The organism is Epilithonimonas bovis DSM 19482, from assembly GCF_900108115.1.
In the GTDB taxonomy this organism is placed as follows: Bacteria; Bacteroidota; Bacteroidia; order Flavobacteriales; family Weeksellaceae; genus Epilithonimonas; species Epilithonimonas bovis.
Genome location: NZ_FTPU01000004.1, coordinates 117,585 through 139,636, shown reverse-complemented (window position 1 = coordinate 139,636; position 22,052 = coordinate 117,585). Strand labels below are relative to the sequence as shown.

Sequence of the window (22,052 nt, the reverse complement as noted above, 5' to 3'; positions counted from 1 at the left end):
CCAGATTTGGAAAAAGCTTACAATTTATCCGATAAACTAAGGAAAATTTATAATCAGAACACATTAAAATCTGTAGCAATGCTCAAACTTGCCCATTGGTTTAAAGATGTGGAAGAATCAGGTTTTAAATCCTTTTCAACACTTAAAAATACGATTACAAACCATTATAATGACATCCTGAATTATTTTGAAAGAAGAAGTACCAATGCATCTGCAGAATCGTTTAATTCGAAAATAAAGCAATTCAGAATGCAGCTTAGAGGTGTTAAAGACAAAGTATTTTTCCTTTTCAGATTATCTAAAATTTTTGCCTAGTCCCCAAGGTTTGATCTTGATCCTAAATGATACAAATAGGGGATTTGCAAAAGCCGGAACAGCTTCTGACAGGACACACCTATGGCTATCAGGCCATAGTTTTAGCTTATTTTAGGCGGTAGCCAAATGGAGAAAAAGCCCGAAGAATAGTAGGCTTCTTTGAAACCGAATTTTTGCTTTTTAGCTGCTGCTAAGTGATTTTTTGCCTTTAATTCGATTATGGTTGGGACATTTAGGGAAGTGGTTGAAGCACCGCACCTGCAAGAGTTGTGTGAACAGCCGCCCCCGCATTTGTCACTTTTGCATTTTTTACAGGATTTGCCCTTGCAACCTTTTTTATGTTCTGATTTTTTGGATTTCTCCTTTGAGCAGGAAGACTGCTCGGTCTTTGTTGAATTTTTGGAACAGGCATAGCTCTGACTTGGCATCATAAAGAAAACCAAACAGAACAATGTCAAAATGCCTATATGTATTCTATAATTTTTCAACGCAACAAAGTTACAAATTAGATTGGTTTTTTATATCGTTTTACGTTTTTTTTTTGCTATATGGACAAAAAAATGCCATATACGCAATAACCTATCGCCTTTTTTCAGAATTGATAAAATGCCCTTTTTCAGCAACCCAACCTCATAGAAAATTCGGTCGGAAAAAGGGCATTTCAAAAAGTTGTTGGCTTAGGCGTCCAAAGGTTCAATTTTGAAGCCTGCCTTTTGCACGGTCGATATTACTTCCTGCTCGGTAATGCCCTCGGACTTCACTGTAAGTACCTTGTCCTTGTTGGCAGTGTCCACTTCCCAATGGCAGATACCCTCTGCCTTGTCCAAGTGCGGTTTTACAGATGCGATACAACCTCCGCAATTGATGTTCGTCTTGAATTGAAATTGTTTATTTTCCATTGTTAATAAATTTTAGAGTTATCTGATAATGCAAATTTCCGTACTATTCAGTTCAGTATTGTTGTGTAATTTCTTGTTTGATTTGTGAGATTTACTGTTTTATTTCTTCCACTTCAACCGCAGGCTGTTACTGACCACGCTCACGCTGCTCAATGCCATTGCCGCACCCGCAATCATCGGGTTGAGCAGGAAGCCGTTAACAGGGTAAAGGATGCCTGCCGCTACCGGAATGCCGATTACGTTGTAGATAAACGCCCAGAACAGGTTTTGCTTGATGGTGGCTACGGTCTGTTTGGACAAGCGTATTGCCTGCGGTATCTTGGTCAGGTCGGACGAAATGATGGTCATCTTGGCTACGTCCATTGCGATGTCGCTGCCTTTGCCCATTGCGATACTTACATCGGCTGTTGCCAATGCGGTGCTGTCGTTGATACCATCGCCCACCATTGCCACTACCTTTCCTTTACTTTGCAGTTCTTTCACAAAGTCGGCTTTATGCTGTGGCAAAACTTCGGCTTTGTAATGCTTGATGCCTGTCTGCTCCGCAATGGCTTTAGCGGTAGCTTCATTATCTCCGGTCAGCATATACAGGTCAATGCCCATTTCCTGCATTTCCCGGATAGCCTGCACCGATGTTTCCTTAATCTTATCGGCGATAGCGATTACAGCAAGAGCCTTTTTGCTGTTTGCAAACCAGATAACGGTTTTAGACTGTTTGCCCCATTCTTCGGCTTGGTCTTGTAATTCTCCGGCAATGGCAATGTTGTTTTCTGCCAATAGCTTTTTGTTGCCTACATAATAGGTTTCGTTGTCATGGTCTGCTTTTGCGCCTTTGCCCGTAATGCTGTCGAACATGGATAAAGAGGTGGTCGCTACATCGCCAAGATGCTTCACTACGGCTTCTGCCAATGGATGCTCGGATTGCTTTTCGATGCTCAAAAGGATTTCTTTTGCAGTGTCCTCATTGTTCAGCCATTTAATGCCCGTTACCTGTGGTCTTCCCTCGGTGATGGTTCCGGTTTTGTCCAAAACGATGGCATTTACTTTTTTGGCCAGTTCCAAACTTTCGGCATCCTTTATCAAAATGCCATTTTCAGCACCTTTACCAACGCCTACCATAATAGCGGTGGGTGTCGCTAAGCCTAAAGCACAGGGGCAGGCAATGACCAATACCGTAACGGCTGCCAACAGACCTTGAACAACCCCGTTTTCGCCTCCCAAAATCAACCATAGCGTAAATGTCAGGATGGCAATACCTATCACTGTGGGAACAAAGATGCCCGCAATCCTATCGACCAGTTTCTGTACGGGTGCTTTGCTTCCCTGTGCATCCTGCACCATTTTGATGATGTGGGCAAGCATGGTTTCTTTGCCCACTTTTACCGCCCTGAACCGGAAGCTGCCTTTTTGGTTAATCGTTCCTGCAAATACTTTTTCTTTTTCTTTTTTCAATACAGGTACAGGCTCACCGCTTAACATGCTTTCGTCCACATACGAATTGCCCGATATGACCATGCCGTCTACCGCAATCTTTTCACCGGGCTTTACGAGTATCACATCGCCTGCGCTTACGTCTTCGATAGCGGTCTGCTTTTCCGTTCCGTCCGCCTGTACCACGATGACCGTTTTTGGCTGCAAGCCCATCAGCTTCTTAATGGCTGAAGAGGTGTTGCCTTTGGCTCTTTCTTCCAGCAGTTTTCCCAAGAGGATGAATGCGATAATAACGGCAGCCGCTTCAAAATATACGTGAGCATGCAGTCCCCGTTGATGCCAAAAGTCGGCAAACAGCATATTGAAAACACTGAACAGGTAGGCAATACCTGTACTCAATGCCACCAGCGTATCCATATTGGCGGAACGGTGCTTTGCCTGCTTCCAAGCGTTTACAAAAAAATCCCTGCCCAACCATATTACAACGGGCGTGGAAAAGAGCCACATTATCGGGTCTGCATAGGGCATATCCATAAAGAACATTCCTATGATTACCACGGGCAGGGAAAGGATAATTGCCCAAATGGTCTTGTTTTTCAAGGTTCGGAATTTCTTTTCGTGGATGGCTTCGAGCGTTTCCTGCTGCTTGGTTTCGTCTTCAACCAATAGGTCGTAACCTACTCCCTGAACCGCTTTTTGCAAGGTGGAGGCATCGGTCATATTGGGCAGATATTCCACGGTAAGATTGCCCGTTGCAAAGTTCACGGAAGCATTAACTACTCCCGGTTGGTATTTCACAATGCTTTCGGCACTGCCCGCACAGGATGCACAGGTCATGCCCAATACCGGAAAAGCACTTTTAACCGTAGGAACTCCGTAACCTAAATCTTTAATTGCCTTAACAGCCTCGCCTACGGTTTCATTGCTATCTACTGTAATCGCTGCCCTTCGGTTGTTCAGCTCTACTTTATGGGTTTCTACGCCTTTTACCTGTGCCAATCCCTTTTCAACGATTAATGCACAGTGTTCGCTTTCTACATCCTCCAATGGAATGTATATATTTTCTCTGTTTGTCGCCATATTTGCCTGCTTTAATTTACAATACAAAATTGGCTATTATATTTATGGGTACTGGTGTGAAATTTTGGATTTGATTTGTAAGATTTACTTACACTTTATCCAACGGTTTTCTTTTATCCTCTTTAATCTGTTTGAAATGGCTTGGTGTTAGCCCGGTAACTTTTTTAAACTGGTTACTCAAATATGCCACGCTCGAATAATTTAGGCGGTTCGCAATCTCACTTAATGACAACTCATCATACACCAACAATTCTTTGACTTTCTCCACCTTTTGGGCGATAAAGTATTTTTCAATGGTTGTACCCTCTACCTCTGAAAACAGATTGGACAGGTAATTGTAATCGTGATGCAATTTGTCACTCAATACATCGGAAAGGTTGGTTTTTACATCACTATCCTGATGGTGTACCAGGTCAATGATAATGTTCTTTATCTTTTCTATTATCCTGCCTTTTTTATCGTCAATTACTTCAAATCCTAATGGCTCTAAAGTTTTGGACAAATTCTCTTTTTCCAGAGATTTTATTTCTTTGGAAAGAATAACTTCGCCCAGTTTTATATTTTTAGCATCTAATCCCAGTTTTTCCAATTCGTTTTGTACCACCATAATGCAACGGTCGCAAACCATATTTTTAATAAAGATTGTATTCATATTTATTTACTGACTACGTTTAGTATTTAATACATAAGCAATAAACAAATTTACAATTTAAGTTTAATTACTCTGACTTCTTGCCAAGAGGAATAAAGCCTGTGTACATATATACTTACTGTTTTTCATCTTGTTCGTCCATTTTCTTTATCAGTGCTTCACACAGCCTGTCGAGGAATTTCGTTCGGTTTATTTTGCGGGCTTTAAGTTCCATAAACGTATGGTAAAAGTCGCCTAACTCAATATTGAAGGCATCTTCAAACGTTTTGGCTATCAATTTTATTTCTGTATTCCCATTGTTAAATGCACCGTGGGAGTACAGTGCATAAATGAGTTCCGTGAGTGCAGTTTTGCTTGCTGTCCATATCAACGAATTATCTGAAACCTTTTTAACGTTGATGTTATTTAACCTGTCTTCCAAATATACATGTATCAGGTCATTAGCAATTATCTTGGCAACCTTATAATCGTGCGAAGTAGAAAAGCGATGGTCTGCCTCAAAATAAAAAGTGTCTAACCATAGTCTTATATCGTGCTTGCCACGTACAAAAAATTGTTCGTCAAAGAAAGAATTATTGCTACGGTAATACTTATAAAAATCAAGGTTATTTTCAAAGAACCTTTTTAGCTTTTTCAGTTCTTTGACAAAATATTTCTTGGTACGCTTATTTCCATACGGTCTTCTCGTTTCGATTTTATAGATGGCATTATAATAGATGAGCTTTGAAACGATAATTGGCTTTTGATATTTAAAAAAGCGAATTTCTTCATCAACATTCTTAAATCCTCTTTTTAAAATATATTTTTTTACGTCGAATAAACATTTGATAATAAGTTGTATAACTGCTTCAATGCGTTCTATCGAACAGTCTGCTTCAATCTCAAATTCTTTGATTTCGTTTTCCAGCTTAGCCAGCGTTTCGTTATAAAATTTATCCATCCGTTATCCTAAATCTATTTTTTAAACAATAATAGAGAAGCCCAAATACTGTCATATTTGAAAGAAATTTGCATTTTCGGGTTTCTCTTTTGGAACTTTGGTTTTTGCTCGATACAGAACTAATAAGTCCATTTTTAGTGATAGGGATAGATATAATAGTGTCTAATTTTATGTATATCAAAGCAATAAGACACAGAGCTAAAAAATATCCCAAAAAGTATCATAAAGAGCGAAGGTCTTTTCTTCTTCTTCTTCTTCTCCTTCGACAAATTGACATTTGATAACTTTTGCCTTTCTTACGAATTGTCTGTTTTATTCATCATTAGGATGTTCTAATCTTAAAATTTCATCCGCTGTATCCTTACTGCGTTTAGTATAGCTAATAAGGCAACCCCAACATCGGCAAAAACAGCTTCCCACATAGTCGCTAAGCCCCCAGCTCCCAAAACTAGTACAATAGCTTTTACTCCGAATGCTAAAGCTATATTTTGCCAAACGATTTTCTTTGTCTGCTTGCCTATATTGATTGCCATAGGTATTTTACTCGGTTTGTCGTCTTGTATTACCACATCTGCCGTTTCAATGGTCGCATCGCTTCCCAAACCGCCCATTGCAATACCCGCATCGCTCAAAGCCACAACAGGCGCATCGTTTACACCGTCGCCAACAAAAGCAACGCTTCCGCCTTTGGCTTTAATTTCTTTAACTCTGTTTACTTTATCTTCAGGCAATAAATCTCCGAAAGCATTATCTATCCCCAACTGTTCCGCTACATACTTTACAACCGTACTTTTATCTCCGCTAAGCATAGTAGCTTTAACATTGAGCTTATGCAATAGATTTATGGTTTCCTGTGCGTCTTCTTTTATGCTGTCCGCAATGGTAATGTAACCAACAAACTTTCTATCATAAGCCACTGCGATTACCGTGTAGACAATGCTGTTCGGGTCTATGTCATAAGTAATAGAAAATTTATCCATCAGCTTAAAATTCCCTACCAATAATTCTTTCCCATTTACATTAGCCTTTAGTCCGTGTCCTGCAATTTCCTCTATATTTTCTAATGGGATATTGTGGTTTACATCGCCTACATATTCTTGAATGGCAGTTGCTACGGGGTGGCTACTATGGCTTTCCAAAGCATTGACCATTTCTAAAATTTCTTTCTCATCAAATGCCTTGTCAAATACAACTTCCTGAACTTTAAATACGCCCTCCGTCATTGTACCTGTCTTATCCATTACTACATTTTGTATGCTGGCAAGAACATCCAAAAAGTTGCTTCCCTTAACCAATATTCCATTTTTACTCGCTGCCCCAATTCCGCCAAAGTAGCCTAAAGGAATACTTATTACCAATGCACAAGGGCAAGAGATAACAAGGAATACCAAAGCACGATACAACCATTGGCTGAACACATAATTTTCTACAAAGAAGTAGGGCAATGCTGTAATTAGAATAGCTAACAGTACAACTATCGGTGTGTATATTTTTGCAAACTTTCTAATGAATAATTCTGTCGGTGCTTTTTGAGCAGTAGCATTTTGCACCAATTCTAAAATTTTACTCAGCTTGCTATCAGTATATGCAGTTGTCACTTTTACCTGTGAAACGGTATTTAAGTTTATCATCCCTGCCAGTACCGTTTCACCTTTTGATTTCGTGTCAGGCTTGCTCTCACCCGTAAGAGCTGCTGTATTGAAAGATGCAGTTTCGGATAATAATGTTCCGTCTAATCCTAATTTTTCGCCGGGCTTTAATTGTATGATGTCACCAATGGTTACTGTTTCCGCCTTTACTGTTTTCGGTTGATTTTCTTTTAGAATAGTTACTTCATCGGGGCGTTGGTCGAGCAAGGTTTTGATATTGGCTTTGGCTCTTGTAACCGCCAAAGTTTGAAACACTTCGCCAACCGCATAAAACAACATTACGGCAACTCCTTCCGGATATTCGCCAATGGCGAAAGCTCCGATAGTGGCAATGCTCATCAATAAAAATTCTGAAAATACATCGCTTTTGCGGATGCTTTCAAATGCTTCTTTAATAACAGGAAAACCAACCGGAGCATAAGCAACAATGTACCAAACAATCCTTACCCAACCTGTGAACCAGGATTGAGGAAACCAATTATCAAATGCAATAGCAATCATCAGTAAAACAAAACTGATAATGGCAGGTAAAAACATTTGAATGGTAGATTTATCGGTACTTCCGTGGTTGTGACCGTCATCATCACTGTGTTCGTGGTTGTGACCGTCATTGTCGTGATGCTTTTCTAATAATTTTTTAGCATTGGCATCGGTATATATTTTTTCTTCTTGTGGTGTGCAGCAAAGCTGTTTGCCTTGTGCATCGTATTTATGTTTGTGTTCCATTAGAGTAGTCTTTTAGTTGTTTTTTTTTAAATTAAATATTGTTCTCCGTGTTGTTTTTCCAAAAACTCTTCTTCTAATCTTATCTGAATTTGAATAACGATATAGGTAGTAAGCATCAAGAAAAATGTAAGTGCATTGGGTAGTATAAAAAATATTCCTGCAACACTGATTATCATTCCTAAAAAAATCGGGTTCCGGCTGTAAGAGAATAATCCTTTTGTGATTAATTCGGTTTTATTATTTTCATCGATACCAATGCGCCAACTGTTACTCATTTGATATTGCGCTACAGAAATCCATAGTAATGAAAAGTGTATCAGAATTAATCCAATGATTAAAAACACGTCTTTCATTAAATAAGAAATCGGCACTAAATATTGATATATTTTATCGCTGAACGAATAGATGAATACCGCAACGAAGAGCAATGCTATCAATACCTTCATCACAAAACCGATATAATCGTGTGCATTATCTGTTTTGCCAAAAGTTACGGGATTGATACCTGTTTGCTTGTAGGTGCGGTATGATGGCAGCACAAAAGCTACCATCATATACAACACCAAATACACCGGCAAATAAAATTTTAACCAAATCATAGCGTTCAATTTTTAATGTTCGTGACCACCTGCATTGCTTAGTTTTGCATTGACGAAAAACGCACCTTTTACTACAATCTTTGCATTGGCAGGAATTTCATTTACAAATGTTACTGCGGTGTAACCCATATCAGATACGCCTTTTAGCACTTCTACCTTTTCAAAATTCTTAGCCGTTTTATCTTCTTTATGGTCTTTTTCTTCGCCCTCTTTGTGGTTGCCTTCTTTTTCTCCTTCTTCGTGATGGGCTTCTGCTTCTTTGTCGGTTTGTACAAAAATGTAGTATTTGCCATCGGCATTTACAATCGCATCATTGGGTACAGCTGGAGTTGTTACATTGCTAAGACTGACAATACCAGTGATGTTCATTCCATCAATTAAACCACTTTTATTACCATTTACACGACAATGAACGGCGATGGTTTTGCTCTCGTTTTCAAAGGATGAACCAATGCTGAAAACTGTAGCATCATACTCAGCAGTAGGATTATTGGTTAAAGTAAAATGAATAGTTTGTCCAACTTTTACCTGTGGTAAATCTTTTTCAAACACCTGTAAATCTAAATGCAATGAACTGTTATCTACAATTTCGATAACCGGCGAAGAAACATCTACATAACTTCCAATTTTGGCAAAAACATTGCTAACCGTACCATTCAGCGGACTGGTTACGACCAATGCGGATTTTAAATTTCCGTTTGATACCGAACCTGGATTGATGCCCATTAATTGTATCTGCTGTTGCAAGGAAGCTCTGCGGGTTCTTAAACTGCTTAATTCGGCAGTAGCACTTTGCAGATTTTTCTTTGCACCTGCATTGCCTTCATTCAGTTCTTTTTGCCTTGCTAATTCCTGTTCTGCAAACGTAATTCTGCTTGCTGTACTCAAATATTCTTCCTGCAATTGGATGAACTGCGGATTGGCAATGGTTGCAATAACCTGACCTTTTCTTACATAATCTCCAATTTGAACTTTCAGTGTTCTTATCACACCGCCATACAAAGAAGTGGCGTTGGCTTTATTGTTATTGGGAACTTTCAGATTTCCGTTTGCTTTGATGGTTGCTGTTAATTCCTTGTGTTCAATGGTGCCTAATTGTATGCCTACCGTTTTTATTTGTTCTTCGGTAAGTGTGGCAATGGTTGGCGTTTCTTCCTCGTGTGGTGCTTCTTCTTTTCCTGCAGTTTTGGTTTCGGCAGATTTATCTTCTGCTTTCTTATCATTTTTACAGGCAGAAAAAGCAAATAGTAAAACAGCTACGGCTGTCATCAACGTGATTTTTTTTATATTGAATTTCATTTGTACTTATTGATTGATGAATGAATAAATATTGATTACAGATTGGTTGACCTGCTGAATACTTTTGAGGTAATTCAACTGAATATCGGTTGCGGTTTGCAAGGCAAAAAGATATTCTACATAACCGATGTCGCCTGTTTTGTAACCTAATTGTGCTGCTGAAACAATTTCTTTAGCATTAGGCAAAGCTTCTTGCTGAAAATAATTGAACTGCTTCATATCCTGCTGGTATTGCAACAAAGCATTTTGCATTTGCGTTGCCAACGTTCTCTGTTGCTGTTGTGCATTGGCTTCGGCTGCTTGCTTTCTATAATCCAAAGATTTTATTCTGGCTTTGGTAGCACCGTAAGTAATGGGAATTGCAATGCCGATGTTTACAGAACTAAATCGCTTACCACTATTAAAATACTTTTCCGAACCGTTTACATCATAAAAACCAATTAAAGATTGGTTGGTGTAGCCGATGGTAAAATCTGGCAGACCTTGTGAACGTTCTACTTTTTTGGTTTGCTCGGCAATAATGGCATCCTGATACAAAGATTGAATGGCAGGATGATTGGCTACGGCTTCATTATCCAACAAATTACTGATTTGTAGAGGCTGAAATATTCCGTTTTCTGCAATGGTAAAATCGTCTTTTGTGTTCATCAATGTTTTCAGATTGGCAACTGCATTATTTAATAACACTTCATTCTGTTTTAACAATAAATTGATTTCCCCTTTCTTAGCTTCTGCTGTACTTATATCCACTTTTTTAGTATCACCAGTTTTGTATCGAAGCTTTGCAATGCCAATAAAATCACCATATAAGCTGTCCAATTGTTGCAATTGCTTTTGATTGTGTTGCAGGTACAGGATTTGATAATAATACGTTCGTACTTGGTTTTTTAATTCTAAAACACTCAAGTTCTTCTGCAATTCTTTACCTTTAATTTCAGCATTAATCAACTCCTTTTTTGCTCCGAATAATGACGGAAAAGGAATGGTTTGTGACACCTGAAAAGACTGGTCGAATTTGGTGCTGTTGTATTGTCCCAACTGTGCATTAATATCCAACTTAGGTAATTCTCCGGCTGTTTTTTTCAACGCTTTGCTGGCATCAATTTCTAAATCTGAAGCTTTAATGGCTTGATTATTTTGAAGCGCAATATTTATCGCATCATCAACACTTGATAAATGCTGTGTTTGTGCATTTGCTGTAAAGCCTGTTAATGACAGAAGCAATACAATGATAGTTGCAATAGGTTTCACTTTGGGTTTTCTTTTTAAATTAATTTTTGAATTGAAAATGATGTAGAGTAAAGGCAGAACGAACAGCGTAAGGAAAGTTGCCGTAACCAAACCACCGATTACTACGGTTGCTAAAGGTTTTTGAACTTCTGCACCTGCACTGCTACTTAGTGCCATCGGTAAAAATCCTAAGCTCGCAACGGTTGCCGTCATCAATACAGGTCGAAGTCTTATTTTTGTTCCTTCGATTACTCGTTTGAAAACATCTTTTATTCCTTCTTTTTCCAATTGGTTGAAAGTGCCTATCAATACAATTCCGTTAAGAACGGCTACACCAAACAAGGCGATAAAACCAATTCCTGCACTGATGCTGAAAGGCATTCCACGAAGCATTAAAGCCAAAACGCCACCAATCGCACTCATCGGAATTGCGGTAAATATTAAACCTGCTTGCTTAAAGGAACGGAACGTGAAATAGAGCAACACAAAAATTAATAACAAGGAAATAGGAACGGCTATCATTAATCGGTTACTGGCTTCCTGCAAGTTTTCAAATTGACCGCCATACGTGAAATAATATCCAGGCGGTAATTTTACCTGAGCATTCAATTTTTGCTGAATTTCTTCTACCACACTTTGCACATCCCTATCTGCAACGTTGAATCCGATTACAATTCTACGTTTTCCAGCTTCACGGCTTATTTGTGCCGGACCTAACTTATAATCAATATTTGCTACTTGTGATAATGGTATTTGATTACCTGTTGAAGTGGGTATCATCAGATTATTTACATCTTCTATACTACTACGATATGTACTGTCTAAACGTACGACCAAATCAAACCTTCTTTCGTTTTCAAAAACTACTCCTGCACTTTTACCTGCAAACGCAGTGCTTACCACGTTGTTCACATCTTCCACTGTTATTCCGTAATTGGCTAAGCGAGTACGGTCATATTCCACATTTATTTGCGGTAAGCCACTCACACGTTCTACTTGTGGAGATGTAGCGCCTTCTACTGTTTGTATAACCTTACTAACCTTATCAGCATTCAAGGCAAGCGTATCTAAATTTTCTCCAAATATTTTTACTGCAACATCTTGCCTAATACCTGTCATCAACTCATTGAAACGCATTTGTATTGGCTGGTTCTTTTCGAAAAATACACCAGGTATTGCTTCTAATTTTTCATTGATAGCATCTGCCAATTCATCATAACTTCTGCCACTTTTCCATTCACTTTGCGGTTTTAAAATAACCATTAAATCTGTCGCTTCAGGTGGCATTGGGTCGGTTGGTACTTCTGCGGCTCCGGTTTTGCCTACTACCATTTTTACTTCGTCAAATTCTTTAATAATTCTTGAAGCTTGCATTGAGGTTTCTATACTCTGGCTCAATGAACTTCCTTGTGGCAAAATGCAATGAAAGGCAAAATCGCCTTCCTGTAACTGTGGTATAAATTCGCCACCCATTCGGCTGAATAAAAAAAGGCTAAAAGCAAATATGGCAACGGTTATACCTACTAGCCAATATTTTATTCTGATGGCTTTTTCTAACAATGGCTGGTATTTTCTTTGTAGCCAATTCATCATCCTATCCGAAATAGTTTCTTTGTGTACTGGCTTCTTAGATAGGAATAAAGCACACATCATCGGGATGTAGGTCAAAGACAAAATCAACGCTCCAAAGATTGCAAAACCTACTGTTTGTGCCATTGGCCGAAACATTTTTCCTTCAACACCCACCAAAGTCAAAATAGGAATGTAAACGATTAGGATAATGATTTCACCAAAGGCTGCACTATTACGGATTTTAGAAGCGGATGTAAATACTTCATTATCCATTTCTTGCTGTGTGAGCCTTTGTGTAGATTTCCTTAAACCTAAATGATGCAATGTGGCTTCTACAATAATTACCGCACCATCTACAATTAATCCAAAATCTATTGCTCCCAAACTCATTAAATTGGCACTTACGCCAAACACATTCATTAAAGCCAAAGCAAACAGCATTGCCAAAGGAATAGCGGATGCTACTATCAATCCCGCTCTAAAATTCCCCAAGAAAAGAACCAAAACAAAAATGACAATCAATGCGCCTTCTATCAGGTTTTTTTCTACAGTACTAATTGCTCGGCCAACTAATTCTGTACGGTCTAAATAGGGTTCAATAATTATATCTTCGGGTAAGGATTTTTGAATAACTGGTAATTTCTCTTTGATACGATTGACAACCTCGTTACTGTTTTCGCCTTTCAGCATCATTACCACACCGCCCACTGCATCTACTTCGCCGTTATAAGTCATTGCGCCATATCTTACCGCACTTCCAAATCTTACATCGGCTACATCTTTAATAAAAATAGGAATACTGCCACCGTCATTTTTTATACTGATATTTTTTACATCATCCAATGAAGTTACCAAACCGATACCTCGGATGAAATAGGCATTCGGTTTCTTATCAATGTAGGCACCGCCTGTATTTTGGTTATTTTTTTCTAATGCAGTAAAAATGTCGGTAACACTTACCCCCATAGCTTTTAAGCGATTGGGATTTACTGCTACTTCGTATTGTTTCAGTTCGCCACCAAAACTATTTACTTCGGCAATTCCGGGAGTTCCATATAATTGCCTTGCTACAATCCAATCCTGCATTGTGCGTAGGTCTTTTGCATTGTATTTTTTTTCACTGCCTTTTTTCGGATGGATGATGTATTGATAGACTTCTCCCAATCCGGTACTTACTGGTGCAAGTTCTGGCGTACCAATTCCTTTCGGGATTTTCTCTTCGGCTTCTTTTAATTTTTCATTGATTAATTGCCGGGCAAAATAAATATCTACATTGTCTTTAAATACAACCGTAATTACCGACAAACCAAACCTCGAAATGCTCCGTGTTTCTTCTAAATCTGGAATATTGGCAATACTTTGTTCAATAGGAAAAGTTACTAATTGTTCTACTTCTTGCCCCGCCAATGTGGGACAAACCGTAATTATTTGTACCTGATTATTAGTAATATCGGGTACGGCATCAATGGGTAATTTTGTGGCGCTCCACACTCCCCAAATAATGAGCAACAAGGTCATTATCCCAATGACGAGCTTGTTCTTGATACTGAATTTTATAATGTTATCTAACACGTATTTCTGTTTAATATTTTACAAAAAATATACTTGCCACTTGTGGTAAGCAGCCAACAGATTTATCAATGTCTATAGAATGGAAAACGTACTATTTGCCCATTATCACAAAAGCAAAGGCTTTATGAATTTATCTGAAACAAACAGGAAAACTTAAATGGATTGCACATATCATTAGCAAATGAATGACAGGAGCATCATCAGTTAAGGCTAAACATCAGCCATCAACAGCATTTGGAAAATCTGTAAAAATTAAACAGTAAATTTGGGTGGGTTCCAGATATTTCCTTGGTAGCGGGAAATTAAATTGTAATCACGGATTGTGAATTTTTTTGTAGAGAAAGCTACTTTAGGTTGCTTGATTTCAAAAGGCTTGAAATTGAATGACCCGATGCTTACACTGCAACAACTGCAATAGCAAAAAGGACTGCAATTGTCGTCGCTATCCTGGTTATGTTCGTGAGCTTGGGCGGTTTCAATTTTAGGAACGGTATCTTCACACTGATTGCTTGCATCGCTGCAAGGCAACGCTGCAAGTACCATCAGGTAAAAAGTCCATATTGTGAGAAACCATTTCATTAGGGTACAAATATAGAAAAATAATTTGTGCAATCGGATTGCAAAGTTTCAGATTGTTTTAATTGCATCTGTCACACCTTCCTTTGAGAACCAAATTGATACCTTCTAATTTAAAATTTTGAGGAAGATTAATGCTCGGTATTTCTGCATCTGTAAGGCAAAAAGTCCGTTTGCATTGTGAGCAATGGAAATGCGTGTGCTGCTCCGAAGGATTACAACTGCAACCGGATTGGCAAAGTGCATATTTTACAACACCTGTTCCATCATCAATGGTATGAATAAGTTTATGCTCTAAAAATGTTTTTAAAGTTCTAAACAAAGTGACATTATCTGCATTTTCAAACAGTTCTGCCAATTCTTTATGACTAATGGCATATTGCTGTTTCAATAATTTTTCTACTACCAACAAACGCATTGCTGTGGGCTTTATATTTCTTTGTTGTAAAACATTTTCTAATTCAGTCATTGTCATTTATTTTCACCAAAACATATCCAATTATTTATTAAATATCCAGAGAAATCTGCATTCTCTCGGACGAGGTTGCTTCCAGTTTGTCAACAGCATTTTTTGTCTTGTTGTATTGGAGGACAAGGAACAGTCCCGTAACTGCAATACACACAACAATCGCCTTGCAATGGTTTTAAGCGTGTCTTACAGCTTTCACATTCATAAAAATATTGGCAAGCATCTGTTGGCATTGTTTCCTCTTTTTTGTATCCGCAATTTGGGCAAGTTATAATTGATTGTAATTTAATTTCCATTATGATATAATTTTACTTTTTAGTGATTTAAAACCTGTCGAATTGATAGCTTTTTCTATTTCTGCTATACTTGTTTGTTTGTTGTCAAACTTAACAATGGCGTTGCCTTTCTCATAGGAAACCACAACTTCCACAATTCCTTTTAGTTTGCTAATCTCTGTTTTAACGTGGTGTTCACAACCTGAACAAGTCATCCCTTTGATTGTAAACTCAACTTTCTGAATTTTTGAAGTTTGGGTAATAATTGCTTTACTTTCGGTCTTTGGAAAAAAAATGTGAGCATAAAGCGGAAATGATAAAAGTAAAGCCGCCATAACGGTAATAATTCCTAAAAATGATTTTGTTTTCATAAAGTTTGATTTTTCAGTTGTTTCACAGTTGCAGTCAATTTTCTTTTGCGGTTTCAATTTTTGATACCAAGCAAAAGCAAGCACTAAAATAGTTAACCCGATAAAATATGGACGAAAAGGTTCGAGCCAAGAGAAAGTTGAAGCAAGTCCACTTGTTCCTGCTATGAGAGCCAAAACAGGTGTAATGCAACATAATGAAGCTGCTATTGCTGTCAAAAGTCCAGTCCCAATTAGTTTTCCGTCCGTTACCATATTGTTTCTAAATTTTTTTTATCGTCAAGTATTTTAAAAAATGGGTCCAACATTTTCTCATACTCTTTTGTCAATGAGTAAAAAATGGTTTGCGCCTCTCTTTCGGTTTCAATAAGCTTTCGGTCTTTAAGTTTTCTCAAGTGCTGAGAAATCGCTGAAATTGTCATTCCAAGAATTTCACTCACATCACAAACACAAAGTCGTTTTTCTTCATAAAGAAGAAACAGAATTTTCAGTCTTACATTGTTTCCAGTCAATTCAAGTGCGTTCGACAAATAGTCAAACGAACTGTGGAGTTCCGAAACTCTTTCTTTACAGCGATTGATTTGTTTAATGTCTGCCTGTTGTCGTTTACAAGAAGTATTATCCATAATGCAAATGTAACTAATTTGTTTATTTAAGCAAATGCTAAATTATGAGTATTAAAATTTGGCATTTTATATGTTGACGTAATGGTGCTGTTACTTTTAATTCTTCTAACAATATATTAATAGAAAAATCACAAAAATATTTAGTATAATCATTCTTTCTGCACCAAATGCTGTAAGTTAGGGTCATTCTTGATACGCTCCATTTCACTAACAACAATATTCAGAATGTCTGATTTTATCTGCTTGTAATTGTTTTCTATTTCCTGCTTCATCTTATCCTCGCCCTGCTCATTTACAAAAGATAAGATTTGCGGTATTTGCTGATAGGCTTTGCTTTCTGCCGCTACCTTTTCATTGTCCACTACAATTTCGGCGTGAAATATCTTCTGCTCGATACGTTCATCAAAGTTATCTGATACAGAACCAACAAACAAACCTTGTGTAAGTGTTGAGATTTTGGAAGCCGGAATAAGGCTGTCTAACTGTGTCGAAATAGAGGTAGATTTATCATTGCGGTTAATCGTCATACTCTGGCGTTTCTGTAATACTTTACCGAAACGTTCCGAAAGGCTTTTTGCTGTTTCGCCAACCACCTGACCACTGAATATATTACCGACAGTATTCTGTATTACCTTGCTTTCCTTGTCGCCGTAATCCCTTGTTAATTGCGAAAAATCCTGAAAACCCAAACATACCGCTACCTTATTACTTCTCGCCGTTGCGATAAGATTGTCCAGTCCCCTGAAATAAATTGTGGGCAACTCATCTATGATAACGGAACTCTTTAGCTGTCCCTTTTTGTTTATCAGCTTTACAATCCTCGAATTGTATAAACCCAAAGCTGCGGAATAAATATTTTGACGGTCGGGATTGTTACCCACGCACAAAATTTTAGGTTCTTTCGGGTTGTTAATGTCAAGCGTAAAATCATCGCCCGTCATTACCCAGTAAAGTTGTGGGCTAATCATCCTTGATAGCGGAATTTTTGCCGATGCGATTTGTCCTTGTAACTGGTCTTGCGCTCCACCTTGCCACGCATCCATAAAGGGCGACAAATAATTTTCCAAATCCGGGTATGAAGTTAAAATCGTGAATACATCCGAATACTTTTTATTCAGTAATTCAATGGCGTGAGGGAACGTACAATACTTACCATCTTCGTAGATTTTCAGATACCAAATAATCGCAGCCAAAAGAATAATTGGGCTTTCCACGAAAAAATCCCCTTGCTTCTGTATCCACGACCTGTTAAGGTTTAGCATTATAGTATATGCCGCTTCGTAAGCATCAGAAATGTCCGTCATAAAATCGGGATTGAGTGGGTTGCAACGGTGGCTCTTGCGTGGGTCGTCGAAATTTATCACGTAAAATTTCGGCTGAACTTTGTATTTATCCCGATGCTTCAGTAAGTGATTATAGGCAATAGTAGAAAGGTCGTCAAACTTGAAATCGTAGATATACATACTAAAGCCTTTTTCAATCTGCTGCTTGATGTAGTTGTTTACGATGGCATAAGATTTACCGGAACCGGGAGTACCCAACACTATTGATGCCCTGAATGGATTTACAATGTTTATCCAACCGTTGTTCCATTTGCCTTTGTAGTAAAATTTGGTGGGCAGGTTAACGGAATACTCGTTTTCCATCAGTTTGGTTTCCTGCTGAAAGCTCTCATTCTCATTATTAAATACGTCGTCCATCAGGTTGGTACGAAGCAGGCGGCTCATCCATACGCCCGCCATCAGCAAGGCGATATAACCTAATGAGATAGTAAGCATATACAGGAATGTGCCTGTTGCCGGAGATAGCTTTAACAAAGGTGTGTTCAGGAAGAACAGCACAAAGCCAACGCCCAACGCCACGTAAATTTTAGTCCAGGTTATCTTTTCGTTCTTTACGCCCTTTGTCCCTAAACAGCTTAAAGCCAGTAAGACCAAAGCGAATACTTTGGTGTAAAGAGTGTGTGAAAACAAACCCGCCGTTCGGTCGAAATTGCCTAATATCTTGTTGATTACTTCCAACGTCCAACCACGTTCTAAAAAGAAACCGTAGCAGAACCAATAAAGGTGCATCAGCACCAAAAGAATACTGACTGCCCGCATAAAAGCCATTATCTTGGCAAGCCCTCTTAAATCGTCTTCTCCCTGCATTATCTAAAGTTTTAATGTTCGGGCGTGAATTTAAAGGCTCTATGGAGTGGCTCTAAGAATGTGGCAGCCAGTGGCGTTCTGTGGCAGTGTTTGGCTGAATATTACTTCTGACCTCTTTGGCGTTTTCTTTTCTTCTTCATTTTATTGGCAAAGTCCTGTTCTTCGTAATCTTCGCCCTGGGCTTCGGGAAGCAAGCCGCCCAGTGCTTCAATCAAACCGTCTTCGTGTTTTTCAGTATGTAAGAAGTCGAACAAATGGTGTGGTTCTTCCGCAGGAAGATCCGCATCATTTGATGTGGATAATTTGGGTTGTAAAACGGCAGGTTCTTTAATATTCGGTTTGATGTTATTGTTCCAATAATCATTAAAGGTGTTGGCAGAAAGTTCTGTTGCCAAATGTGAACCGTTCCAAACTGCTTTGGAATTGTGGTCTATAAATGTGATGCCATAAATACGCCCTGTATCATTTCGGCGCACCACAACGTTAATACCCTGTTCCGCCAACTGCTTTTTAAATGCCTGTTCATCGCTCGTGGTTTTCAGGGCAATGGTAACGGCAGATTTTAGGGTCTGTTTGGTGGGGCTATCTTTCAAAGCCGTTTTGCATTTCGCAAAATGCAGTTCCAAAGCCGGAAGCCCTGCGCTCTTTCCGAACAGCGAAGCCTTGAACGGATGCCCGGCTCTTTCGCCTTTTTCATTTAGCGGAATATATATTAAGCCCTGCTTCATCTCTCCCTGCAATTCGCCCTCGATTTTCTCGGCGGTAATATTGAACAGGGAAAGCAGGGCATTGTATTCGCCCAAAGTTTGGTACTGGTAGTAATTCGGGAGGTGGCGAACGACCGAAGCAATTTGGCTTTTTACATCGCCTGCCCGATAATCTACCGGACGGAAAACCTTATCATTCTGATTGCGCTCTTTGTCTGTTGCGGGTATCAACCCGTGTTTTCTTTCCAGTTCACGGCATACATTCATAGACCGCATTTTCTCGAATTTGTCCGAAATCTTTTTGCCCTGCTCGTCCACGCAAACCGATACAATGTGTATATGGCTGCGGTCAATATCCGTGTGTTTGAACACGACAAAAGGCTGTTCGCCGTAACCCATTTCCCGCATATACTGTTCTGCCATTTCCCTAAACTTATCATCGCTTACCTTGTCGTTCGGGTCAGGATTGAGCGAAATATGAAGCGTATGTTTCTCGGTATTGCGGTTGGCTATCAGGTAAGGTGCAAAAGACTGGGCTAATTGTGCCACGGAATAATGACCGCTTGCCGTTTCAATCATCTTATTGGCAAACAAAATCTGCCCGTTTTCATTCTCTACTTTAAGCTGATTGTACGCCAATGCACCGTATAAATTTGCGCTTCTTCCAATTTTTGCTATCATTTCTACCGCTATTTTTTCAGGTATTTGGCTTCAAATTCCTCGCTTATTTGGATAATTTTTTGGCATAGCATCGCCATTTCAGCCGTCTGTTTTTCCAGTTTGTACAGGAACGCTGCGGCTTTTTTCTCGGAAAAATTCTTGTACAATAGCTTTACAATCTGATTATAGTTCACGCCGATGGAACGGAACTGGCTGTGAAAAGAGGTCAGCCGCATATAAAAATCAACCGTTCCCTTGTCAATCTGAATGGTCTTTATGGTCTTGTCAAAGATGCAGGACGTTATAAAATGCGCCTTTACCTGCATACCTGATTTATCAAAAAGGGCAAGAAATCGGGCGTGTTCCTGCTCGTTAAAGGAAATCGTATAGCGGATTGTCGCCGGGTCTTCTTTGGGGCGGCGTCCGGTCTTTTTCAATTGTTTTTTGTTGTTATCGTTCATCACTAATCCATTTTAAAATCCATACAAAACCCTGACTTCGGAAGGTGTTTTCTGCCCCCTGCAAAGGGCAAGTTGTTTTGAGCATCGGAAATCATTCCGAGATGCACAAAACACAACTTGCCGTGTTCCGTTGAACACAAAAATCCGCCCTGCGGGACGGATTAAATGTAACAGGGAAAAACGGCTCGATGCCGTTCCCGTTACCCTCCGATTTGTCAAAAGAATTTTGCATAAATCCATTAATAAAAATCATTGTACAAAGTAAAGCCCTGTTTACGAAAGCATTGTATTGTATAGCAGTGCCAAACACTGCCTTTGAACGCCAAACACTGCCACACCGCAATCAGCGGGCAAATCAATCGCTTTATTTGCCGTATAATTTTAGTGCAGGTAGTAAAAAATGTATCTAAACAGAGAAGAAAATCAAGTTTGCAAACAAGCGGTTTGGAATAAAAGCATAGGGTTTTAAAAGCATAAAACAATAAAAGTGTAAAAGCATAAAAGCGGTAAAGCAATTTACCTGTTGCAAGGTTTGCCACTTACCAAAGAATGTACCTGACAAGGCAAAAATGAAAGCAGATACCTGTGCAGGAAAGTACCCAAAAGGGAATGCAGGAATATAGGAATGAGGTAATAATCAGATAAACCAATATTCAATCCTGCAAAACAAATAAAGTGTGTAACAATAAATTTTTAAATAATGGAAACAACAAAGAAAACTTTAAAAATCAGCTTCTCCACCCAAAAAGGCGGTGTGGGAAAATCTACAATGACCACTTTGCTGGCAAGTGTGCTTCACTACCGTTTAGGTTTTAATGTGCTGGTGATGGACTGCGACTTTCCGCAACACAGCCTGACCAATATGCGTGAACGGGATAAGAGAACCATAATGCAGAACGACTACCATAAAAAGGCGGCAATGAAGCAGTTTCAAGCCATCAACAAAAAAGCGTACCCGATTATTAAATGCAAAGCTGAAACAGCTTTGGAGAAAGCATCGGAATACAGAAGCCAGTCGGTGGTTGTACCGGATGTTATTTTCTTCGACCTGCCGGGAACAGCCAATACCAAAGGCGTACTGACTACCTTAAAAAAAATGGACTTCATCTTTTCGCCCATTACTGCCGACCGTTTGGTAGTGGAAAGTACATTGGGCTTTACCAAAGCCTTTCTCGGACTTCCCCAAACGGACGAGGGCAATCCCGAACAAGAGATGTGGCTATTTTGGAACCAAGTGGACGGCAGGGAAAAAACAGGTTTGTATGATGCGTATCAAAGTGTCATCAAAGAACTCAACCTGCCTATAATGGAAACAAGAATAATGGATAGCAAGCGTTTCCGAAAGGAAACAGACGATACAGGTAGTTATGTATTCCGGTCAAGTTTGCTGCCTGCCGAACCACAGTTAATGAAAGCAACTAAAATGGATTTGTTTGTCGAGGAATTTTTAAAAATCACTCATCTATAAAAATAGTAAAGTATGGCTGCACCAAATAAAATCATCTATTTCAATAACTTGGGTAATTTAGCCACAGGTTATTTTTCAACCTGCGTAAATCAGCTACACCCTGACTTCCAAGCATGGGTCAAAAGGTTACACCTCAATTCTCCCTGTTTTCCGTATTTTTTTCCTTCCATAGCAACTCTTTCCTAAAGATCCGCAAAACGACCCTAATATAACCATTCGAGGAACCTTTTCAGACCTCTAAAAAAATCGGTAACCTTTTGTTGCAAGATGTGTCTTTGTATATACAACTTTTCAAGTTGATGATACAAAGACGATCTTGCCTTTTTGC

The 22,052-nt window shown here is 39.0% G+C and carries 18 protein-coding genes; 2 read left to right on the top strand and 16 right to left on the bottom strand.

Annotated features, from left to right (window positions below; all coding sequences use genetic code 11):
- Positions 1-315 (top strand): transposase (locus tag B0B05_RS03110; RefSeq protein ID WP_076782024.1); only part of this gene is annotated, 315 nt, incomplete at its 5' end.
- Positions 316-992: 677 nt separating this feature from the next.
- On the opposite strand, the gene B0B05_RS03100 is transcribed toward B0B05_RS03110, so the two are convergent.
- The 16 genes from B0B05_RS03100 to mobA form a co-directional block, all read right to left on the bottom strand.
- Positions 993-1,214 (bottom strand): heavy-metal-associated domain-containing protein, encoded by a 222-nt coding sequence (locus B0B05_RS03100; RefSeq protein WP_002981097.1) that lies wholly within the window; start codon positions 1,212-1,214, stop codon positions 993-995.
- Between the two features lie 99 nt (positions 1,215-1,313).
- Positions 1,314-3,725 carry a heavy metal translocating P-type ATPase gene (locus tag B0B05_RS03095; RefSeq protein WP_024566624.1) on the bottom strand — a complete coding sequence of 804 codons (2,412 nt, stop codon included), beginning with the start codon at positions 3,723-3,725 and terminating at the stop codon, positions 1,314-1,316.
- A gap of 88 nt (positions 3,726-3,813) precedes the next feature.
- Positions 3,814-4,377 carry a helix-turn-helix domain-containing protein gene (locus B0B05_RS03090; protein WP_076782023.1) on the bottom strand — a complete coding sequence of 188 codons (564 nt, stop codon included), beginning with the start codon at positions 4,375-4,377 and terminating at the stop codon, positions 3,814-3,816.
- Between the two features lie 115 nt (positions 4,378-4,492).
- Entirely contained in the window at positions 4,493-5,317 is an 825-nt protein-coding gene (locus B0B05_RS03085; protein WP_076782022.1) for an RteC domain-containing protein, read from the bottom strand.
- A 338-nt stretch (positions 5,318-5,655) separates the two neighbouring features.
- Positions 5,656-7,692: a heavy metal translocating P-type ATPase gene (locus tag B0B05_RS03075; protein ID WP_076782020.1), complete on the bottom strand. Its 2,037-nt coding sequence runs from the start codon at positions 7,690-7,692 to the stop codon at positions 5,656-5,658.
- Positions 7,693-7,718: 26 nt separating this feature from the next.
- Positions 7,719-8,291: a methyltransferase family protein gene (locus tag B0B05_RS03070; RefSeq protein WP_076782019.1), complete on the bottom strand. Its 573-nt coding sequence runs from the start codon at positions 8,289-8,291 to the stop codon at positions 7,719-7,721.
- Between the two features lie 12 nt (positions 8,292-8,303).
- Positions 8,304-9,590 carry an efflux RND transporter periplasmic adaptor subunit gene (locus B0B05_RS03065; protein WP_076782018.1) on the bottom strand — a complete coding sequence of 429 codons (1,287 nt, stop codon included), beginning with the start codon at positions 9,588-9,590 and terminating at the stop codon, positions 8,304-8,306.
- A 6-nt stretch (positions 9,591-9,596) separates the two neighbouring features.
- Positions 9,597-13,964 carry a CusA/CzcA family heavy metal efflux RND transporter gene (locus B0B05_RS03060; RefSeq protein ID WP_076782017.1) on the bottom strand — a complete coding sequence of 1,456 codons (4,368 nt, stop codon included), beginning with the start codon at positions 13,962-13,964 and terminating at the stop codon, positions 9,597-9,599.
- A 252-nt stretch (positions 13,965-14,216) separates the two neighbouring features.
- Entirely contained in the window at positions 14,217-14,543 is a 327-nt protein-coding gene (locus B0B05_RS03055; RefSeq protein ID WP_076782016.1) for a DUF6660 family protein, read from the bottom strand.
- A gap of 58 nt (positions 14,544-14,601) precedes the next feature.
- On the bottom strand, positions 14,602-15,009 hold the full coding sequence (locus B0B05_RS03050) for a Fur family transcriptional regulator (protein WP_076782015.1): 408 nt from the start codon (positions 15,007-15,009) through the stop codon (positions 14,602-14,604).
- Positions 15,010-15,098: 89 nt separating this feature from the next.
- Positions 15,099-15,305: a GDCCVxC domain-containing (seleno)protein gene (locus B0B05_RS16895; RefSeq protein ID WP_076782014.1), complete on the bottom strand. Its 207-nt coding sequence runs from the start codon at positions 15,303-15,305 to the stop codon at positions 15,099-15,101.
- Complete coding sequence (gene merTP / locus B0B05_RS03040; protein ID WP_076782013.1) at positions 15,305-15,907, bottom strand: mercuric transport protein MerTP; 603 nt, start codon at positions 15,905-15,907, stop codon at positions 15,305-15,307. Before merTP ends, B0B05_RS16895 begins: the two co-directional genes overlap by 1 nt.
- A complete protein-coding gene (locus B0B05_RS03035) occupies positions 15,901-16,278 on the bottom strand; it encodes an ArsR/SmtB family transcription factor (protein ID WP_031504358.1) in 378 nt (125 codons plus the stop codon). The genes merTP and B0B05_RS03035 overlap by 7 nt, the downstream gene beginning before the upstream one ends.
- A 149-nt stretch (positions 16,279-16,427) precedes the next feature.
- On the bottom strand, positions 16,428-18,428 hold the full coding sequence (mobC, locus tag B0B05_RS03030; RefSeq protein ID WP_048499043.1) for a conjugal transfer protein MobC: 2,001 nt from the start codon (positions 18,426-18,428) through the stop codon (positions 16,428-16,430).
- 101 nt (positions 18,429-18,529) lie between these two features.
- Positions 18,530-19,816, bottom strand: a complete 1,287-nt coding sequence (gene mobB, locus B0B05_RS03025) for a conjugal transfer protein MobB (protein ID WP_002978213.1) — start codon at positions 19,814-19,816, stop codon at positions 18,530-18,532.
- Between the two features lie 8 nt (positions 19,817-19,824).
- Positions 19,825-20,256: a conjugal transfer protein MobA gene (gene mobA, locus B0B05_RS03020; protein WP_002978215.1), complete on the bottom strand. Its 432-nt coding sequence runs from the start codon at positions 20,254-20,256 to the stop codon at positions 19,825-19,827.
- 700 nt (positions 20,257-20,956) lie between these two features.
- On the opposite strand from mobA, the gene B0B05_RS03010 reads away from it, so the two are divergent.
- On the top strand, positions 20,957-21,724 hold the full coding sequence (locus B0B05_RS03010) for a ParA family protein (RefSeq protein ID WP_055133802.1): 768 nt from the start codon (positions 20,957-20,959) through the stop codon (positions 21,722-21,724).
- Positions 21,725-22,052: the final 328 nt, after the last annotated feature.

Bases quoted from the DNA above. Each gene is read 5' to 3' on its own strand.
- B0B05_RS03070 (WP_076782019.1), bottom strand. From the start codon at position 8,291: ATGATTTGGTTAAAATTTTATTTGCCGGTGTATTTGGTGTTGTATATG.
- mobC (WP_048499043.1), bottom strand. From the start codon at position 18,428: ATGCAGGGAGAAGACGATTTAAGAGGGCTTGCCAAGATAATGGCTTTT.
- B0B05_RS03075 (WP_076782020.1), bottom strand. From the start codon at position 7,692: ATGGAACACAAACATAAATACGATGCACAAGGCAAACAGCTTTGCTGC.
- B0B05_RS03065 (WP_076782018.1), bottom strand. From the start codon at position 9,590: ATGAAATTCAATATAAAAAAAATCACGTTGATGACAGCCGTAGCTGTT.
- B0B05_RS03085 (WP_076782022.1), bottom strand. From the start codon at position 5,317: ATGGATAAATTTTATAACGAAACGCTGGCTAAGCTGGAAAACGAAATC.
- B0B05_RS03100 (WP_002981097.1), bottom strand. From the start codon at position 1,214: ATGGAAAATAAACAATTTCAATTCAAGACGAACATCAATTGCGGAGGT.
- B0B05_RS03050 (WP_076782015.1), bottom strand. From the start codon at position 15,009: ATGACTGAATTAGAAAATGTTTTACAACAAAGAAATATAAAGCCCACA.
- B0B05_RS16895 (WP_076782014.1), bottom strand. From the start codon at position 15,305: ATGGAAATTAAATTACAATCAATTATAACTTGCCCAAATTGCGGATAC.
- merTP (WP_076782013.1), bottom strand. From the start codon at position 15,907: ATGGTAACGGACGGAAAACTAATTGGGACTGGACTTTTGACAGCAATA.
- mobA (WP_002978215.1), bottom strand. From the start codon at position 20,256: ATGAACGATAACAACAAAAAACAATTGAAAAAGACCGGACGCCGCCCC.
- B0B05_RS03055 (WP_076782016.1), bottom strand. From the start codon at position 14,543: ATGAAATGGTTTCTCACAATATGGACTTTTTACCTGATGGTACTTGCA.
- B0B05_RS03035 (WP_031504358.1), bottom strand. From the start codon at position 16,278: ATGGATAATACTTCTTGTAAACGACAACAGGCAGACATTAAACAAATC.
- B0B05_RS03090 (WP_076782023.1), bottom strand. From the start codon at position 4,377: ATGAATACAATCTTTATTAAAAATATGGTTTGCGACCGTTGCATTATG.
- B0B05_RS03095 (WP_024566624.1), bottom strand. From the start codon at position 3,725: ATGGCGACAAACAGAGAAAATATATACATTCCATTGGAGGATGTAGAA.
- B0B05_RS03010 (WP_055133802.1), top strand. From the start codon at position 20,957: ATGGAAACAACAAAGAAAACTTTAAAAATCAGCTTCTCCACCCAAAAA.
- mobB (WP_002978213.1), bottom strand. From the start codon at position 19,816: ATGATAGCAAAAATTGGAAGAAGCGCAAATTTATACGGTGCATTGGCG.